General features: G+C 63.6%; 13 protein-coding genes. 4 read left to right on the top strand and 9 right to left on the bottom strand.

What is annotated here, in order from left to right:
- Positions 1–9: 9 nt before the first annotated feature.
- Genes BLQ55_RS18350 through BLQ55_RS18340 form a run of 3 tightly spaced genes read right to left on the bottom strand, consistent with a single transcriptional unit; the run spans position 10 to position 1,704 of the window.
- A complete protein-coding gene (locus BLQ55_RS18350; RefSeq protein WP_092205100.1) occupies positions 10–627 on the bottom strand; it encodes a DUF4136 domain-containing protein in 618 nt (205 codons plus the stop codon).
- A 25-nt stretch (positions 628–652) separates the two neighbouring features.
- A complete protein-coding gene (locus tag BLQ55_RS18345; protein ID WP_092205099.1) occupies positions 653–1,402 on the bottom strand; it encodes a methyltransferase in 750 nt (249 codons plus the stop codon).
- A complete protein-coding gene (locus tag BLQ55_RS18340) occupies positions 1,399–1,704 on the bottom strand; it encodes a MazG-like family protein (RefSeq protein ID WP_092205098.1) in 306 nt (101 codons plus the stop codon). The genes BLQ55_RS18345 and BLQ55_RS18340 overlap by 4 nt, the downstream gene beginning before the upstream one ends.
- Before the next feature lie 164 nt (positions 1,705–1,868).
- On the opposite strand from BLQ55_RS18340, the gene BLQ55_RS18335 reads away from it, so the two are divergent.
- The gene (locus BLQ55_RS18335) at positions 1,869–2,162 is read left to right on the top strand and encodes a hypothetical protein (protein WP_003197447.1); all 294 of its coding nucleotides are present in this window, start codon (positions 1,869–1,871) and stop codon (positions 2,160–2,162) included.
- 183 nt (positions 2,163–2,345) lie between these two features.
- Positions 2,346–3,695: an MATE family efflux transporter gene (locus tag BLQ55_RS18330; protein WP_092205097.1), complete on the top strand. Its 1,350-nt coding sequence runs from the start codon at positions 2,346–2,348 to the stop codon at positions 3,693–3,695.
- Between the two features lie 3 nt (positions 3,696–3,698).
- Here BLQ55_RS18330 and BLQ55_RS18325 read toward each other — a convergent pair whose 3' ends face one another.
- The 6 genes from BLQ55_RS18325 to BLQ55_RS18300 form a co-directional block, all read right to left on the bottom strand.
- Positions 3,699–4,493 carry a DUF4123 domain-containing protein gene (locus BLQ55_RS18325; RefSeq protein ID WP_092205096.1) on the bottom strand — a complete coding sequence of 265 codons (795 nt, stop codon included), beginning with the start codon at positions 4,491–4,493 and terminating at the stop codon, positions 3,699–3,701.
- Positions 4,490–5,797, bottom strand: coding sequence for a type VI secretion system Vgr family protein (locus BLQ55_RS18320; protein ID WP_092255704.1), 1,308 nt, complete (start codon positions 5,795–5,797; stop codon positions 4,490–4,492). The genes BLQ55_RS18325 and BLQ55_RS18320 overlap by 4 nt, the downstream gene beginning before the upstream one ends.
- Positions 5,798–6,051: 254 nt before the next feature.
- The gene (speA, locus tag BLQ55_RS18315) at positions 6,052–7,965 is read right to left on the bottom strand and encodes an arginine decarboxylase (protein WP_060739342.1); all 1,914 of its coding nucleotides are present in this window, start codon (positions 7,963–7,965) and stop codon (positions 6,052–6,054) included.
- Positions 7,966–8,176: 211 nt separating this feature from the next.
- Positions 8,177–8,548: a translation initiation factor Sui1 gene (locus tag BLQ55_RS18310; protein WP_003197435.1), complete on the bottom strand. Its 372-nt coding sequence runs from the start codon at positions 8,546–8,548 to the stop codon at positions 8,177–8,179.
- Positions 8,549–8,717: 169 nt separating this feature from the next.
- The gene (locus BLQ55_RS18305) at positions 8,718–9,275 is read right to left on the bottom strand and encodes an NUDIX hydrolase (RefSeq protein ID WP_060739343.1); all 558 of its coding nucleotides are present in this window, start codon (positions 9,273–9,275) and stop codon (positions 8,718–8,720) included.
- Positions 9,276–9,278: 3 nt separating this feature from the next.
- Positions 9,279–10,346 (bottom strand): DUF2333 family protein, encoded by a 1,068-nt coding sequence (locus tag BLQ55_RS18300; RefSeq protein ID WP_092205094.1) that lies wholly within the window; start codon positions 10,344–10,346, stop codon positions 9,279–9,281.
- Between the two features lie 284 nt (positions 10,347–10,630).
- Between BLQ55_RS18300 and gcbA the strand changes: the two genes are divergently transcribed.
- Both gcbA and BLQ55_RS18290 read left to right on the top strand, forming a co-directional pair.
- The gene (gene gcbA, locus BLQ55_RS18295) at positions 10,631–12,301 is read left to right on the top strand and encodes a diguanylate cyclase GcbA (protein ID WP_092205093.1); all 1,671 of its coding nucleotides are present in this window, start codon (positions 10,631–10,633) and stop codon (positions 12,299–12,301) included.
- Between the two features lie 52 nt (positions 12,302–12,353).
- Positions 12,354–14,300 (top strand): methyl-accepting chemotaxis protein, encoded by a 1,947-nt coding sequence (locus BLQ55_RS18290; protein WP_092255700.1) that lies wholly within the window; start codon positions 12,354–12,356, stop codon positions 14,298–14,300.
- Positions 14,301–14,432: the final 132 nt, after the last annotated feature.

The following is a 14,432-nucleotide window of genomic DNA, read 5'->3' as shown; positions in this document are numbered from 1 at the left end:
GTTGCGTAATCAACTTGGGGGATACGCCGACATGGCTTTTTCCACCGCCTCGCGAATGGCATCGCTGCGTTCGCTCTGGCTGCCCCGCTGGCCCGTCTCGGCGCTGGCGCTCCACACCGGCTGACCGGTGCGCGCATCGAACAGGTCCACCCGGACCACCACGACTTGCTCCTGATAGGTGCGCACCATCGGCACCGGATGGTACACGCCATAACCCGGACCGTAGCGGTCATACCGGTTATAGCCGCCGTAATAGCCGGCATCATAATCATCCCGGACCTGGCGCACGCGGGTCTCCAGGCGCAGGTCGGCGCTGACGAACAGGTCGGCGGGCCGGTTGTCATGCAGCGGCCGCAGGCCACGCTGGTCGAGGGCATTGCTCACCGCTTCGGCCACTTGGGCCGAATCCGCCCAGGCCGTGCCCGGCGGTAGGCGCCCGTCGCGCCAGGCCCAGCTGCGATAGCGCCCGTAATCACGGGGCGGCGCCGGGTAGGCGCTGCGGTCGAACACCGTGGCGGCCTGCGGTGGTGCCGGCGGCAACGGATTGGAGGTGGCGACATAGGGGTTGCTGCCCTGGCAGGCCACCAGCCCCAGGCACAGCACCAACAACCCTGAACGACCTTTCATTTCGCGCTCCAATTGCACGTGCGGATCAGAGGGGACGGCAGATCCAGTGCAGATAACGTCCCAACCCGGCAAACGCCGGATGGCGACGGTGGGCCAGTTCCATTTCCAGCAACTGCGCAAGTTCCACGCGGCCCTGGAACTCCACCGGCATGTAGTCATGGAAAACCCGTACGCCACTCTGGCTTTCGACCTGCCACAGGCCTTCAAGTTGCGCCGCCAGATCTCGCGGATCAAGGGGTTGTTGCGGCGTCAGGCTCTGTTTTTCGCCGGCCATGTCATTTTTGCGCAACTTGCGGAAATGCCCCTTGAGCAGATTGCGATAGACCAGCGCGTCGCGGTTGTAGAACGCCAGGGACAGCCAACCGCCAGGCGCCGTCAGTTGATGTAGCACCGGCAGGATCGCGTGGGGCTCGGCCAGCCACTCCAGCACCGCGTGACACAGCACCAGGTCGTAAGGCTCGGTCAGTTGGCCGAGCAGGTCCTGCCACGGTGCCTGGATGAACGTGGCCTGCTGGCCCGCCTCGGCAAAACGCTGACGGGCGCCTTCGAGCATGGGCTCGGCCGGCTCGGCCAGGGTCACCTGGTGACCGCGCTCGGCCAACCACGACGACATGTGGCCCAGGCCAGCGCCGATGTCCAGCACACGCAATGGACGCTGCGGCAAGGTTTCCAGCAGATCGGCCTGAAGCACCGCCAGGCGGATGGCGCCCTTGGCCCCGCCGTAGATTTTTTCCGCGAAGCGCGTGGCGAGCTGATCGAAATGACGGTCGCTCATTGGCCGAAACGCCGTTCGCTGTCGGCCAGCTTGCTGCGCACCACGGCGTCCATATCCAGGCCCAGCTCGCTGCAAAGCAGCAACAGGTACAACACGATGTCACCGACTTCCTGCCCGGCGTGGGCCAGTTTGTCCGCCGGCAACTGGCGCGACTGGTCCTCGGTCAGCCACTGGAAAATCTCCACCAGCTCGGCCATTTCCACACTGGCGGCCATGGCGAGGTTTTTCGGGCTGTGGAATTGCCGCCAATCGTTATGGTCACGAATGGCGTGCAGGCGTTCGGTCAGTTCAACAAGGTTCATCGGGTTCTCCTGAATGCGCATAGCTTCAGGGGGATGACCGGGGAAGGCAAGAGTCTCGGTACGAAGCGACGGTTTGCCCCATAATCGAACCAACTCGGCCGCCACAGCTCCTACAATCAGGAGCCAACGGCTCAGCTCGGATTCCCTCCCATCAGGATGCACATATGCAGGTAGAAAGCTTTTTCGAATGGCTCGGCCAGGCGCTCGGTTCGGTAATCCGTTTCATCGTCGACCTGCTCAGCGGCCTCTTCAACACCCTGGCCAACGCCGGCGGCAACTTCGTCGATGGGCTGTCACGCACCTTGGGCATGGACACTTCGATCATCAGCATCATCGCGCTGATCCTCGGGTTGATGCTGCTGTACTCGGCCATCCGCGCCTTCATGCGGGCCTCGATCGTCATGGGCATCATCTGGCTGGTGCTGGGGCTGTGGTTGTTGAGTTGGATCATTCACTAGGGTCCAGAGCACTTGTGGGAGCAAAGCTTGCTCGCGATACAGACGCCTCGGTTCCCTGAAAGACCGCGTCATCCTCATCGCGGGCAAGCCTTGCTCCCACAGATTTATGGAGGCATCCCACGCGGGACGTGGGCACGATCAATCCAAGAACCCGCTACAATCGCGCTCCATCAAGGAGCCCGCATGTCCAACCTGATCACCGACTGGCGCGACCGCCTGACCCATCGCCGGGTCTGGGCACTGGCTGCGCCGATGATTCTCTCGAACATCTCCGTGCCGCTGGTGGCGTTGGTGGACAGCACCGTCATCGGCCATTTGCCCCATGCCCACCAGTTGGGCGCCGTGGCGGTCGGGGCGAGCTTGTATACGGTGTTGGCGTGGGCCATGGGTTTCTTGCGCATGGGCACCACCGGGTTCGCCGCCCAGGCCGCCGGGCGGGGTGACGGAGCGGCGTTGCGGCAAGTGTTGTGGCAAGGACTGCTGTTGGCGATGGGGCTGGCGCTGCTGCTCGGTGCCGTCGGTGTGCCGTTGAGCGACGTGGCGTTGCATTTCATGCAGCCGTCCGCCGAGCTCAACCAGTTGACCCGCGACTTCTTCCATACCCGGCTCTTCGGCTTGCCGGCGGCGCTGGCCAGCTATGCGCTGGTGGGCTGGTTCCTCGGTGCCCAGAATGCCCGTGCGCCGTTGGCGATCCTGTTGGTGACCAACCTGGTCAACATCGCCCTGAACCTTTGGTTCGTGATCGGCCTGGACTGGGGCGTGACCGGTTCGGCCCGGGCGTCGGTGATTGCCGAGTGGACCGGAGCGCTGGTCGGCCTGGCCCTGGCTCGCAAGACACTGCGGGCCTGGCCCGGGCAGATTGCCTGGGCGGCCCTGGGCATGTGGCAGAACTGGCGTCCGCTGCTGGCGGTGAATCGGGACATCTTCATTCGCAGCCTGGCACTGCAAGCGGTGTTTTTCCTGATCACGGTGCAAGGCGCGCGCCTGGGGGACGCCACCGTGGCGGCCAATGCCTTGCTGCTCAACGGCCTGCTGCTGACTGCCCATGCCCTGGACGGCCTGGCCCACGCCGTGGAAGCCCTGTGCGGCCATGCCATTGGCGCCCGCGACCGCCTGGCCCTGCGCCGCTCGCTGGTGGTGGCCGGCGGTTGGTCACTGATTGCAAGCCTCGGCTTTGCCCTGCTGTTCCTGCTCGCCGGCCACTTGTTCATCGACATGCAAACCGATATCCCCGACGTGCGCGCCACCGCTTACGACTACCTGCCCTACCTGGCGACCTTGCCGCTGATCGCGGTCTGGAGCTACTTGCTCGACGGCCTGTTCATCGGTGCCACCCGTGCCCGGGAAATGCGCAACGGCATGGTCCTGACCCTACTGCTCGTATCGCCGATCGCCTGGATGCTGCTGGGCTTGGGCAACCATGGGCTGTGGATCACCTTCCTGCTGTTCATGGCCCTGCGCAGCCTGACCCTCGGTGCATTTGCCTGGCATTTGCAGCGGCGCGACCGTTGGCTCGGCGCGCCGCCCCCATAACCTTCAATCCTGGCGACCCCGCCACCGCCGCCGCAGGTGATCGAGACGCTCGCGCTGCGAACCTCCCTCCGGCCCCGGAATGGGCCGGGCATCGGGGTATTGCAAGCGCAGCCACAGCCAGTCATCGAGCACCGTCCGCTCGGTGAATCCCAACGCCAGCCCCTGCTGCAAATCCTCCCAGAGGCGACGGTAATCACGCCCGGTGGAGCGGCACCATTGCCACGCGTGGCGCTCCAACAGGCATCGTTGCAACTGGCCCTGCTGTCGGTCGCTGAGGCCGTGCTCTTTCTCCAGCGCCGCCACCGGCAGTCCCGGGTTGGACAGTTGTTGCCAGCCCTGGCTGCCGATCGCCCGGTCGGCCCACGTGCCACCGAACCAGCGCGCCAGGCTGATCGGACCCAGCCAGCAACTGAGCTCATGGGAATCGCAACCGTCGAAAAAATAGCTGGCGGTGTGCGGGTTGTAGTAATTCAACAGGGCTTTGTGATGCAGGCCCAGTGTCACCGTCAGCATGCGTCGCAGATGCGTGAGCAATTGCACGACGGGCTTTGGACTGGCCAACAACAACCCCGGCCAGGCGCGCGGGTCCAGGTGACAAAGACTGACCAGCGCGGGTGATTGGCGCAGATCCACCAACAGCGGGCCGTGCTCGCGAAGCCCATGCAACTCGGTGCCTTCGAACAGGGCAAAACACCGGGCCTCGGCGAACTGCGCATGCACCAGCCGCACCGCCTCAGGCGCACTCGGTACGTCCAGCAGCAACCACTGCGGCGTTGATCCAGGCACGGCCGCGCTCATCGAGCAGCGCCCGCGCCGCGCCCCATGAGCATACGGCAGGTGCACAGCGGTTGGCCGCAGGGATTGAAAGGCCCGCCCTCGGGCAACAGGCACAACAAGACCAGCGGCTCGGCCTCCCGCATCGCCGACAACAGCACCGGATCGGCAACCGACCGCCCAAGTGTTTCGCCTGAAGATGACTCATCGGCAACCGCTGCCGAGGCAGGCTCGCCCAGAAATGCACTGATCAGCGGCCGATCCGGATCACCTTCGATAAAGCTCACCAGCACCTCGGTACCGTCACACAGCGCGGCCGCCCCGCCGGCAGCCAGCTCCGGCGCCAAGGGCAGCCAGCAATGACTGGGGCTGGAACCTTCGCCCTGGTAGACCCAGTCGAACTCCACCGCCACGCGCCCCGCCCCCAGTTCCGGCGACTCGTCCACCGCCACGACCCAGCCGCGTTGCCGGCTGACCATGCGTGGTGTGGCCGGGACACTGTCCGGCACGAACAGCACGCCCCGGGGAATGGCCTTGAAATGGTTGCCATACACCCCCCCCTGGGCGCGATGCTCGACCTTCGTCAACAGCCAGCGCCGGTTCCAACCGGCAAACGGATGGTCCGTCAACGTCAGCACCTGGCCACTGCGCAGGTTTGTCAGTTCGCTGCGCCCCTGGGCAACCTGCTGCCCCGACACATCGGTGTGCACGCTGAAGGTCCGCACCGCGGCGACTAGCCCGTCGTCCATGTAGACAGCCTTGCCAGCAGGGGGAAAACTGTGGGGATTGTCGGCGAACACCAGGCAATGCCCGTCCCGCGTGTGTTCGAAATGAAAGTGGATACCCGCCCGGGCGCACACGCGCTGGAGGAACTGCAGGTCCGATTCCCGATACTGGGTACAGAAATCCTGGGGCGGATAATCGCCGCTCAGGTCCAGGCACAGGCGGCGGCCGCTGATGCCATGGGCCTTGAGCACCTGGCGAATGATCTGCGGCACCGAGCGGGCACTGAACACCCGCTGGCTGAAGCGCTGCGCCAGACACGCCAGCTTCGGCCCGATACGCACCCGGCAACCGGCGCCGTGACGGTGCTGGACCAATTCATGGAGTTGCCCATGAATGCCCCGGCCCGGGGTCCCGAAACTCAACCAGGCGCTGCGGTACAGCAGGCTCGCCAAGTCCAGGTTCGCATCGTGCAACAGAAGCTCCACTTCATAGATAAAGGGTTCGCTAATGGCTTCGCTACCCGTGAAGGCCACCACGTCAACAGGCTCGGGCAGGCCGGCTATTTCCAGACGAAATGCTGGCTCGCAGGCTGGATCGGACATCGGCGTATCTCTACAGGAGGGGCGGTCGGGGATTCTCGCCGACCGCCATGGTCGAGTAGAGGGGGCAAGTACAGGTTAGGAAAGGGACTACACGAAATAAGGACATCACCGATTAAATGCACCGGTGTGAAGAAATAGCCGTGGCGTAAACAAAAATGCCCTCCGGAACTATCAGAAAAAACCCGCGATGTGCGGTGTGTTTTCTGACAGCCCCAGCGGGCATTGAGGGGACGGCTATTGGCGCTGTCTCTCCGTCAGGAAGACAGGTACGACGAACGCGTCAGCCCCAGGCGCAGCGCATCGAGAAACTGGGTGCGCTCGGCGGCGCTGATACGGGCGCTGGCGCATTTGTCGCGGTAGTGAGTCATCAACTCCTCCGGCGACAAGTGCACGTAACGCAGCATGTCTTCGATGGTGTCGTGGGTTTCGATACCGGCGTGGTACACGCTGCCATCGGCGTTCTGGTAGATGTTCACCGAGTCGGTGTCGCCGAACAGGTTGTGCATGTCACCGAGGATTTCCTGGTAGGCGCCCACCAGGAAGATGCCCAGCAGGTAGTCTTCGCCCGGATTGAGAGCGTGAACCGGCAGGCTGGTCTCGATGCTCTGCTCGTCGACGTACTGCTTGATCTTGCCATCGGAGTCGCAGGTCAGGTCCTGCAGCACGGCGCGGCGCAGCGGCTCTTCGTCCAGGCGATGCAGTGGCAGGATCGGCAGTACCTGGCCGATGGCCCAGGTGTCCGGCAGGCTCTGGAACACCGAGAAGTTGCAGATGTATTTGTCGGCCAGCTTGTCATTGAGCTCATCCAGCACCTGGCGGTGCGAGCGCTGGCGGGCCTTCAACGAGTTGTGCAGGCGACGGCACACGGCAAAGTAGCACTGCTCGGCCAAGGCTTTCTCCGCCAGGGTCAGCTTGCCGTCGGCATATTGGGTCGCCACGTCGCTCATGTAGTGCGTGGCGCGCCAGTAGGTCTCGGTGACCATCTCGATATCGGTCGGGCCCAGCAGGTCAACCAGCCATTGCACGGTTTCCGGCAGTTCCTGCTTGTTGTCGATCACCGGCACGTCGTCGTTGTGTTTTTCGACGTCGGTCACCTGCACCACCAGCATCGCGTGGTGGGCGGTCAGCGAGCGGCCGCTTTCCGAGAAGATGTGCGGGTGCGGCAGGCTCTGGGCATCGCAGAACTCCTTGAGCATGCCGACCACGACACCGGCGTAATCGTCCATGTCGTAGTTGATCGAACTGGCGTTGCGCGAGTGCGTGCCGTCGTAGTCCACGCCCAGGCCACCGCCGACGTCGATGTGATCCACCGGCAGGCCGAGATTGCGCAGCTCACCGTAGTAACGGATCGCTTCCTTGAAGCCGTGCTGGTAGTCCGCCAGGTTGGCGATCTGCGAGCCCATGTGGAAGTGCAACAGGCGAATGCCCTGGTCCAGGCCTGCGGCGCGGAAGCGCTCGACCACCGACAGCAGTTGCGCGGCCGACAAGCCGAACTTGGACTTCTCGCCACCGGTATCGGCCCACTTGCTCGACGCCAGGGACGACAGCCGCACGCGCAGGCCGACCTGTGGCTTGACCTTGAGCACCGCGGCCTCTTCGATCACCAGGCCGACTTCGGACTCTTTCTCGATGACGATGAAGACGTTGTGACCCAGCTTCTGGCCCATCAGCGCCAGGCGAATGAACTCGCGGTCCTTGTAGCCGTTGCAGACGATGGTGCCGCCCTTCGGCGCGAGGGCCAGCACCGCCAGCAGCTCCGGCTTGGAACCGGCTTCCAGGCCGATGGAGACGTTCTGGGTGGCGATGATGTTCTCGATCACCGCTTCCTGCTGGTTGACTTTGATCGGGTAGAGCGCGGTGTACTTGCTCTGGTATTCCAGGCGCGCGATGTTGCTGTCGAACGCGCCGGTCAGCTGGCGCACGCGGTCTTGCAGGATGTCGGGAAAGCGCACCAGCAAAGGCAGCGAGAGGCCGCTCTGGCGCAACTGGTCGACTTGCTCGAACAGGTCGATGGGCGAACTGCCGGGACCGTTCGGACGGACTTCGACGCGACCGGCTTCATTGATCGCGAAATACCCGGCCCCCCAATGGCGAATCCCGTAAACGCTGCGGCTGTCCGCAACTGTCCATTGGCTGCCATCGTCTTTGCGTGTGCGTCGTACGGACATCGAAGTCCCCTATAAAGAAGTCAAAATGCACCATCCGGTCGGAGGCTGGGGCAGTCTAGAGAGTGAAAATGACGAATTGCCTGTTAGCAAGGTAGACCCTGCTCCCAGCGATGAGTTTAGAAACCCGTTCAGAACAGGCTCTGTGAAAACCATGCGGGCGACCTCGAACGTCAGGTCCGGGTCAAGCCGAGGGTGGTTTTCACAGAAGCTGCTAGCCGCCGGATTTCTTTGCCTTGAAGCCGTGCTTGACCAGTTCCGCCAGCAGCAGCTCGACGTGATCGCCCTGGATCTCGATGATGCCGTCTTTCAACGCACCACCGGTGCCACAACGTTTCTTCAATGTGGTGGCCAGCTCCTTGAGCGCGTCTTCGGCCAACGGCACGCCGGTGATCGTGGTCACCGTCTTGCCGCCGCGACCTTTGCTTTCACGGCGCACACGGGCAATGCCGTCACCGGCAGGGATGGCGGTCTGTTTGCAGATGCAGGCATCCACCGGTTGACGGCAATCAGGGCAATGACGACCGGCGTCGGTAGAAAATACCAGGCCGCCCAGGGCGGCGAAGGATGCGGCTTTTTTGGCCACCGGCAATCCTCTCGGGAGGACAAAGACTGGTCGAGGGGAGAACGTGCCTCGACCGCGAAACCCCACTCAGGCAGGGGCAGCGCTACTGGACCGCAGACGCGGTTCAGCTTGAAAAGTCGCGCAGTGTAACGGCAAAAAGCCGACTTGCTAAGGGCCAATCAGCGCCAATTTATAGCTTCTTTGCGACGTCGCCACCCTGGGCACGCAAATAGCGTTCAAGCGCCGCCAGGGAGTCCGGGCAGTAAGGCATGCGCTGGATTTCATCGAGCACCTGTTCAAGCGGCAGGAAACGCGCTTCGAGGACTTCTTCAGGCTGCAGGACCAGCGGGCCGTCCCACACCGCCGAGAACGCCGAACACCACAGGCGACTGCCGGGGTCTTCGAAATAAAAATGGTCGTGGGCGGTCAGTTCCACGCCGCTCACGCCCAGTTCTTCCGCCAGCTCACGGGCGGCCGACTCGGCGTAGGTCTCGTCGGCCTGGACCATGCCGCCCGCCGCCACGTCCCAGAAACCCGGGTAGATGGCCTTGCTCAGGGTGCGCCGGTGAACACACAGTTCACCGGCCGAATTGAACAGCATGATGTAGGTGCCACGCCCGATCAGGCCGCGCTCGCGCAGCTGCGAACGCACCAGGCTGCCGAGCAGGTTGTCGTGCTCGTCGACCCACGCGATCAGTTCGGCATCCGAGGCCGCTCGGTGAGCGACCTCCCGGGGGCTTTCGCTCATGGATCAGCCCTGGTTCAGCAGTTGCCGCAAATCGATGACCGCTGCGTTGGCCCGGGAAATGTAGTTGGCCATGACCAGCGAGTGGTTCGCCAACACACCGAAGCCGCTGCCGTTGAGAATCATCGGGCTCCAGACCGGTTCCTGGGACGCTTCCAGTTCACGAATGATCTGCCGCACGCTGACCGTGGCATTCTTTTTCGCCAGTACATCGGCGAAGTCCACTTCGATGGCGCGCAGCAGGTGCGACAGTGCCCAAGCCTGGCCGCGGGCTTCATAGAACACGTTGTCGATCTGCAGCCATGGGGTCTCGACCACCTCTTCGTCCACCTGCGGCACTTGGCCCGGGGCCGTGACTTCGGTTTTCAGCGAGGTGTTGAGCTTGACCCGGCCAACGCTGGCCGACAGGCGCTGGGACAACGAGCCCAGGCGCGTGCCGACATCCCCCAGCCAGTTGTTCAGGTTGTCGGCGCGGGCGTAGAACAGCGCGCTTTTCTGGTTCGGATCGGACAGCCGGGCCTGGTAGCGGCTCAGGGAGTTGATGCCTTCCTGGTATTCGGATTCGCTGGAAGGCAACACCCAACTGCGGTTGTCGAAGTTGAAGCGCGGCTCGGCCTTGGCCAGGTCGGCGTCCTCGGCGGACTGGGACTGGGATCGGGCGAAGTCCTTGCGCAGGGCGCGGCTCAGGTCGCGAACCTGCACCAGCACGCCGTACTCCCAGCTCGGCATGTTGTCCATCCACAGGCCTGGCGGGAAGCGGTCGTTGGAAATGTAGCCGCCTTGCTTGGTCAGCAGGGTCCCGGCCACGGTCTTGAGCGTCTCGACCGTGGTGTAGCCCACCACCATTTGCCGGCCATCCCTCTCGGCTGCGGCCTGGGCGTTCTGCTGCACGGGGAACAACGCGGGCTCCTGGCTCCAGTACCAGCCCAGGGCAATGGTCACCAGCAGGTAAAGGCCGATCAGCGTGGCCAGTGCGCGGCTGAAAAAAAGCCCACCCAGGTAGCTGCGGGTGTCCGATTTCGGCTCGGCGGCACGTTCAGGCGCGCTGCCCGCGCGGTTTTTCCAGTCCAGCATGGCGATGTTCCTTCAATCACTTGAGTTCTCGGTTCGACCACAACCCTACGCCATCGTGCCTGATTTGAAACGCGATAATGCGGCGCCAACCATGCCGGGCGCGACAGGGCAATCGAACAGCACTATAAAGGAAGCGTCGCCATCGGCCTACGAGACTGTCCGGTCACAAACTGAATCAGGCGACTGGACAGAATATTGACGTATGACACTCATATGGAGGAAAAGAGGTGCTAGCATAGAGCCACCAGTCGACCTCAGCATGCACCCTAACTAGTAGTCAGGATATGACCGAGCCAGAAGACCCCAGCCGTGAGCGCCTCAAGCACCACTTTGCCCAGCGGGTGATTCATCAGGCTCGCCAGATGCTGGAGATTTGGCAGCGCCTGCAGCGCAGTGAGTGGTCAAGCACCGATCTGTCGGAGCTCAGCGAAGCCAATCTGCGCTTGCTGCGCTTTGCCGAGCGCTTCGAACAGCCCGAGCATACCCAACTGGCCCAAGGCATCAGCCAGTCGCTGCAAGCGGTGGACGCCAATCGCGGGCGCCTGAGCAGCCAGCTGATCACCGAACTCAACCGACTGATGCAACGTTTGTCTCGCACCGGCCTGCGCCACGGCGACCAGCTCGAACAGACCTTCCTGCCGCCGCTGCGCAAACCCATCTATGTGATGCTGCAGGACCATGACCGCGCCGAACGCCTGGCCAAGCAATTGGAGTTCTTCGGTCTCAGCGCCCAGGCACTGGACAGTGTCGCGGCATTTCGGGCCTCGATGGTCGAGCGCCTGCCGGCGGCGATTGTCATGGACGTGGACTTCAGCGGCCCGGGCACCGGTCTGAAACTGGCCGCCGAAGCCCAGGAAGGCCTGGAACAACCGTTGCCGCTGCTGTTCTTCAGCTTGCTGGAAACCGACACCCCGACACGCCTGGCCGCGGTACGCGCCGGCGGGCAGGAATTCCTCACCGGCACCCTCGAAGCCTCGAGCCTGCTGGAAAAGATCGAAGTGCTGACCTGCGTCGCCCAGTACGACCCCTACAAAGTGCTGATCATCGATGACTCCCGCGCCCAGGCCTTGCACACCGAGCGCCTGCTCAACAGCGCCGGCATCATCACCCGCACGCTGATCGAGCCGATCCAGGCCATGGCCGAACTGGCGGATTTCCAGCCCGACCTGATCATCCTCGACATGTACATGCCAGCCTGCACCGGCACGGAACTGGCCAAGGTCATCCGTCACAATGACCGTTATGTCAGCGTGCCGATCATCTATCTGTCCGCCGAAGACGACCTGGACAAGCAACTCGACGCCATGAGCGAAGGTGGCGACGACTTCCTGACCAAACCGATCAAGCCCCGGCACTTGATCACCACCGTGCGCAACCGTGCCGCCCGGGCGCGCAACCTCAAGGCGCGGATGGTGCGCGACAGCCTCACCGGCCTGTACAACCACACCCATATCCTGCAACTGCTCGAGGATTGCAGCTTCCGCGCTCGTCGCGAAGGCAAGCCCCTGAGCTTCGCCATGCTCGACATCGATCACTTCAAACGGGTCAATGACAGCCACGGCCACCCCATGGGCGACCGGGTGATCAAGAGCCTGGCGCTGTTTCTCAAGCAGCGCCTGCGCAAGACCGACTTCATCGGCCGTTACGGCGGCGAAGAGTTCGCCATCGTCATGCCCGACACCGACATCGACGCCGCCTGCAAAGTGCTGGATGAAATTCGCCAGCGCTTTGCCGAAATCCACTATCCGGCCCAGCCCCAGGATCTGTGGTGCACCTTCAGCGCTGGCGTGGTGGAGATGAGCGATGAGTCCGACAGCCTGATGATGGCCAGCCAGGCGGACGAAGCGCTGTACCGTGCCAAGCATGCCGGACGCAACCGGGTACAGAGCGCCCGGCAATCAAAGCAAAGTGCCACCTTTTCATCGGAATCGACTGACTCGGTCATAAACCTGTAACGCAAACGCAATAACTTCAGGCACTTACGATTCTGCCCTCGGTAGACCCTTGATGCGCCTGAAGCTGCTGACCAATCTCAACACCGTTCTTTTAGTTGCCGTCTGCCTGGGCCTCGGAGCCACCTTGTGGTGGTCGCAGATCGCCCTGGAACGGCCCTACATGCTGATGGAGCGCTACCTGGGCCTGTCGCGGCATTTCCAGGGCGAAGTGGCGCGCAACATCGAGGACTACCTGGCCAGCGGCGACGCCTTGCGCCTGAGCGCGGCCACCCAGGCCTTGGAGACGCTGCAGAAAGACCTCGACCAGTTTCCCCCGGAGCTGGCCAAGACCCTGCGCCCGAGCCTGTCGAACCTCGACGGCTTCAGCAAGACCGATCTGTTGGCCGCCGGCAAACTGGCTGGCGATCCGCAGGCCTTGTTGCTGCAGGCCGAGCGTGAACTGAGCGCCAGCCTCGATCAACTGGCCCAATACGCCAATGGCGCCCCGGCCTACCTGCCCCCGTTGTTTGCCGCTTCGCAGCACCTGGGTCGGTTGTCCCTCACGCGGGACAAACTGGTCAGCAGCGGCCGTAGTGAATTGGCTGCCGATGTCGAACGGGAACTGGCGAGCATCCGTGCCGAGGCCGAACGCCTCGACAGCCTGCCCCTGTTGGGTGTCACCGCCAGCAGCGAATCGGGCAGCGATGATTTCGCCGCGCTGATGGGCCTGGAGACCCAGGAAAAAACCGTTGCCGAAGATGCGGGCATCGCCCTCAAGCGCGAACTCAACAGCCTGCTCGGCCGTTACCCGGCGGAATTGACCCGCACCCGCGAACTGATCCAGAAACGCACCGAGCTGAGCAATGCCACGCACCTGAAAATCGCCGACGTGCAAACGGCGATCGATACCCTGGAGCCGGCGGTACGGGCCCAGCATGGGCAGATCCAGGGGGAGGTTCGCATGATCCAGGGGCTGATGATCGGCCTGATCCTGCTGATCGCGCTGCTCATCGACACCTTGCAGCGGCGCCTGGCCCGTACCCTGACGCACCTGGCTCCAGCCCTGTCGACCTGGGCCGAGGGAGACTTCAGCCGGGACATCCACGTGGGCGCCAGCAACCGCGAAATGCAGGACATCGAGGCTTCGCTCAATCGCCTGCGCGCTTACCTGGTGGACCTGGTGGGCACCATTCGGGTGAACGCCGAACAGGTCGCCGGCAGCAGCCGGGCCCTGGCCGAGCTGAGCGGCGAACTGCACAGTGGTGCGGAGGATCAGGCCGACGATACGGCGCTGATCCGTGATTCCCTCAGCGAGCTGGAAGCGACGATCCAGCAAGTGGCCGGCGATGCCAGCCAGGCCGCAGGCGCCAGCCGCAGCGCCGGGCAAGCGGTGGAGCAAGGGCAGAAAGTCATCGGCCTGAGCCTCACGGGCCTGCATGCGTTGGTAGGGGAAGTGCAAGGCAACGCGCAGATGATCGAGCAACTGGCCGAGGAATCAGCCACCATCGGCGGCGTGTTGACAGTGATTCGCTCGATTGCCGACCAGACCAACCTGCTGGCGCTCAATGCGGCCATCGAAGCGGCTCGCGCCGGGGAAATGGGCCGGGGCTTTGCGGTGGTGGCCGAGGAAGTCCGCTCCCTGGCCCAGCGCACGGCCGGCGCCACGGCCGAAATCCAGACACTGATCGCCCGCCTGCAACTGGCCGCGCGCCAATCGGTGGACGGCATGCGCGCCCAGGTCGAACACGCCGAAGCCACCGCCAACCAGGCGCAAGCGGCCGACGGCGCGCTGGATGAGATCGTCGGCGCCATCCAGACCATCTCCGACACGGCGGTACGCATCGCCGACGTCACCGCCCAGCAAAGCGGCGCCGTCAGCGAAATCCGCGATCACAGCGAGCGGATTCATCAACTGGGCGCAGACAACCTGCTGCGCATCGGCCAGGGCCGGGAACAGGGCGACAACCTACTGGTGTTGGGCGGACGTTTGCACACCGCCGTCCAGGCATTTCGGGTTTAGCGCCACAGACTGCATGAATCACTGTGGGAGCGAGCTTGCTCGCGATAGCGGTGCGTCAGCTTGCATCGATGCTGGATATGCCGCCGTCATCGCGAGCAAGCTCGCTCCCACATTAGATTCGAGGGAAGCCTG

It is taken from the genome of Pseudomonas sp. NFACC13-1 (assembly GCF_900104425.1).
GTDB classification, from domain to species: Bacteria; Pseudomonadota; Gammaproteobacteria; order Pseudomonadales; family Pseudomonadaceae; genus Aquipseudomonas; species Aquipseudomonas fluorescens_AA.
Note: the sequence above shows the minus strand (reverse complement) of the source record. Positions and strands in the feature narration are given on the sequence as shown.

Excerpts from the sequence above, each read along its gene's own strand:
- BLQ55_RS18340 (WP_092205098.1), bottom strand. The coding sequence starts at position 1,704 with ATGAACCTTGTTGAACTGACCGAACGCCTGCACGCCATTCGTGACCAT.
- BLQ55_RS18300 (WP_092205094.1), bottom strand. The coding sequence starts at position 10,346 with ATGCTGGACTGGAAAAACCGCGCGGGCAGCGCGCCTGAACGTGCCGCC.
- BLQ55_RS18350 (WP_092205100.1), bottom strand. The coding sequence starts at position 627 with ATGAAAGGTCGTTCAGGGTTGTTGGTGCTGTGCCTGGGGCTGGTGGCC.
- gcbA (WP_092205093.1), top strand. The coding sequence starts at position 10,631 with ATGACCGAGCCAGAAGACCCCAGCCGTGAGCGCCTCAAGCACCACTTT.
- speA (WP_060739342.1), bottom strand. The coding sequence starts at position 7,965 with ATGTCCGTACGACGCACACGCAAAGACGATGGCAGCCAATGGACAGTT.
- BLQ55_RS18345 (WP_092205099.1), bottom strand. The coding sequence starts at position 1,402 with ATGAGCGACCGTCATTTCGATCAGCTCGCCACGCGCTTCGCGGAAAAA.
- BLQ55_RS18335 (WP_003197447.1), top strand. The coding sequence starts at position 1,869 with ATGCAGGTAGAAAGCTTTTTCGAATGGCTCGGCCAGGCGCTCGGTTCG.
- BLQ55_RS18325 (WP_092205096.1), bottom strand. The coding sequence starts at position 4,493 with ATGAGCGCGGCCGTGCCTGGATCAACGCCGCAGTGGTTGCTGCTGGAC.
- BLQ55_RS18290 (WP_092255700.1), top strand. The coding sequence starts at position 12,354 with ATGCGCCTGAAGCTGCTGACCAATCTCAACACCGTTCTTTTAGTTGCC.
- BLQ55_RS18320 (WP_092255704.1), bottom strand. The coding sequence starts at position 5,797 with ATGTCCGATCCAGCCTGCGAGCCAGCATTTCGTCTGGAAATAGCCGGC.
- BLQ55_RS18305 (WP_060739343.1), bottom strand. The coding sequence starts at position 9,275 with ATGAGCGAAAGCCCCCGGGAGGTCGCTCACCGAGCGGCCTCGGATGCC.
- BLQ55_RS18330 (WP_092205097.1), top strand. The coding sequence starts at position 2,346 with ATGTCCAACCTGATCACCGACTGGCGCGACCGCCTGACCCATCGCCGG.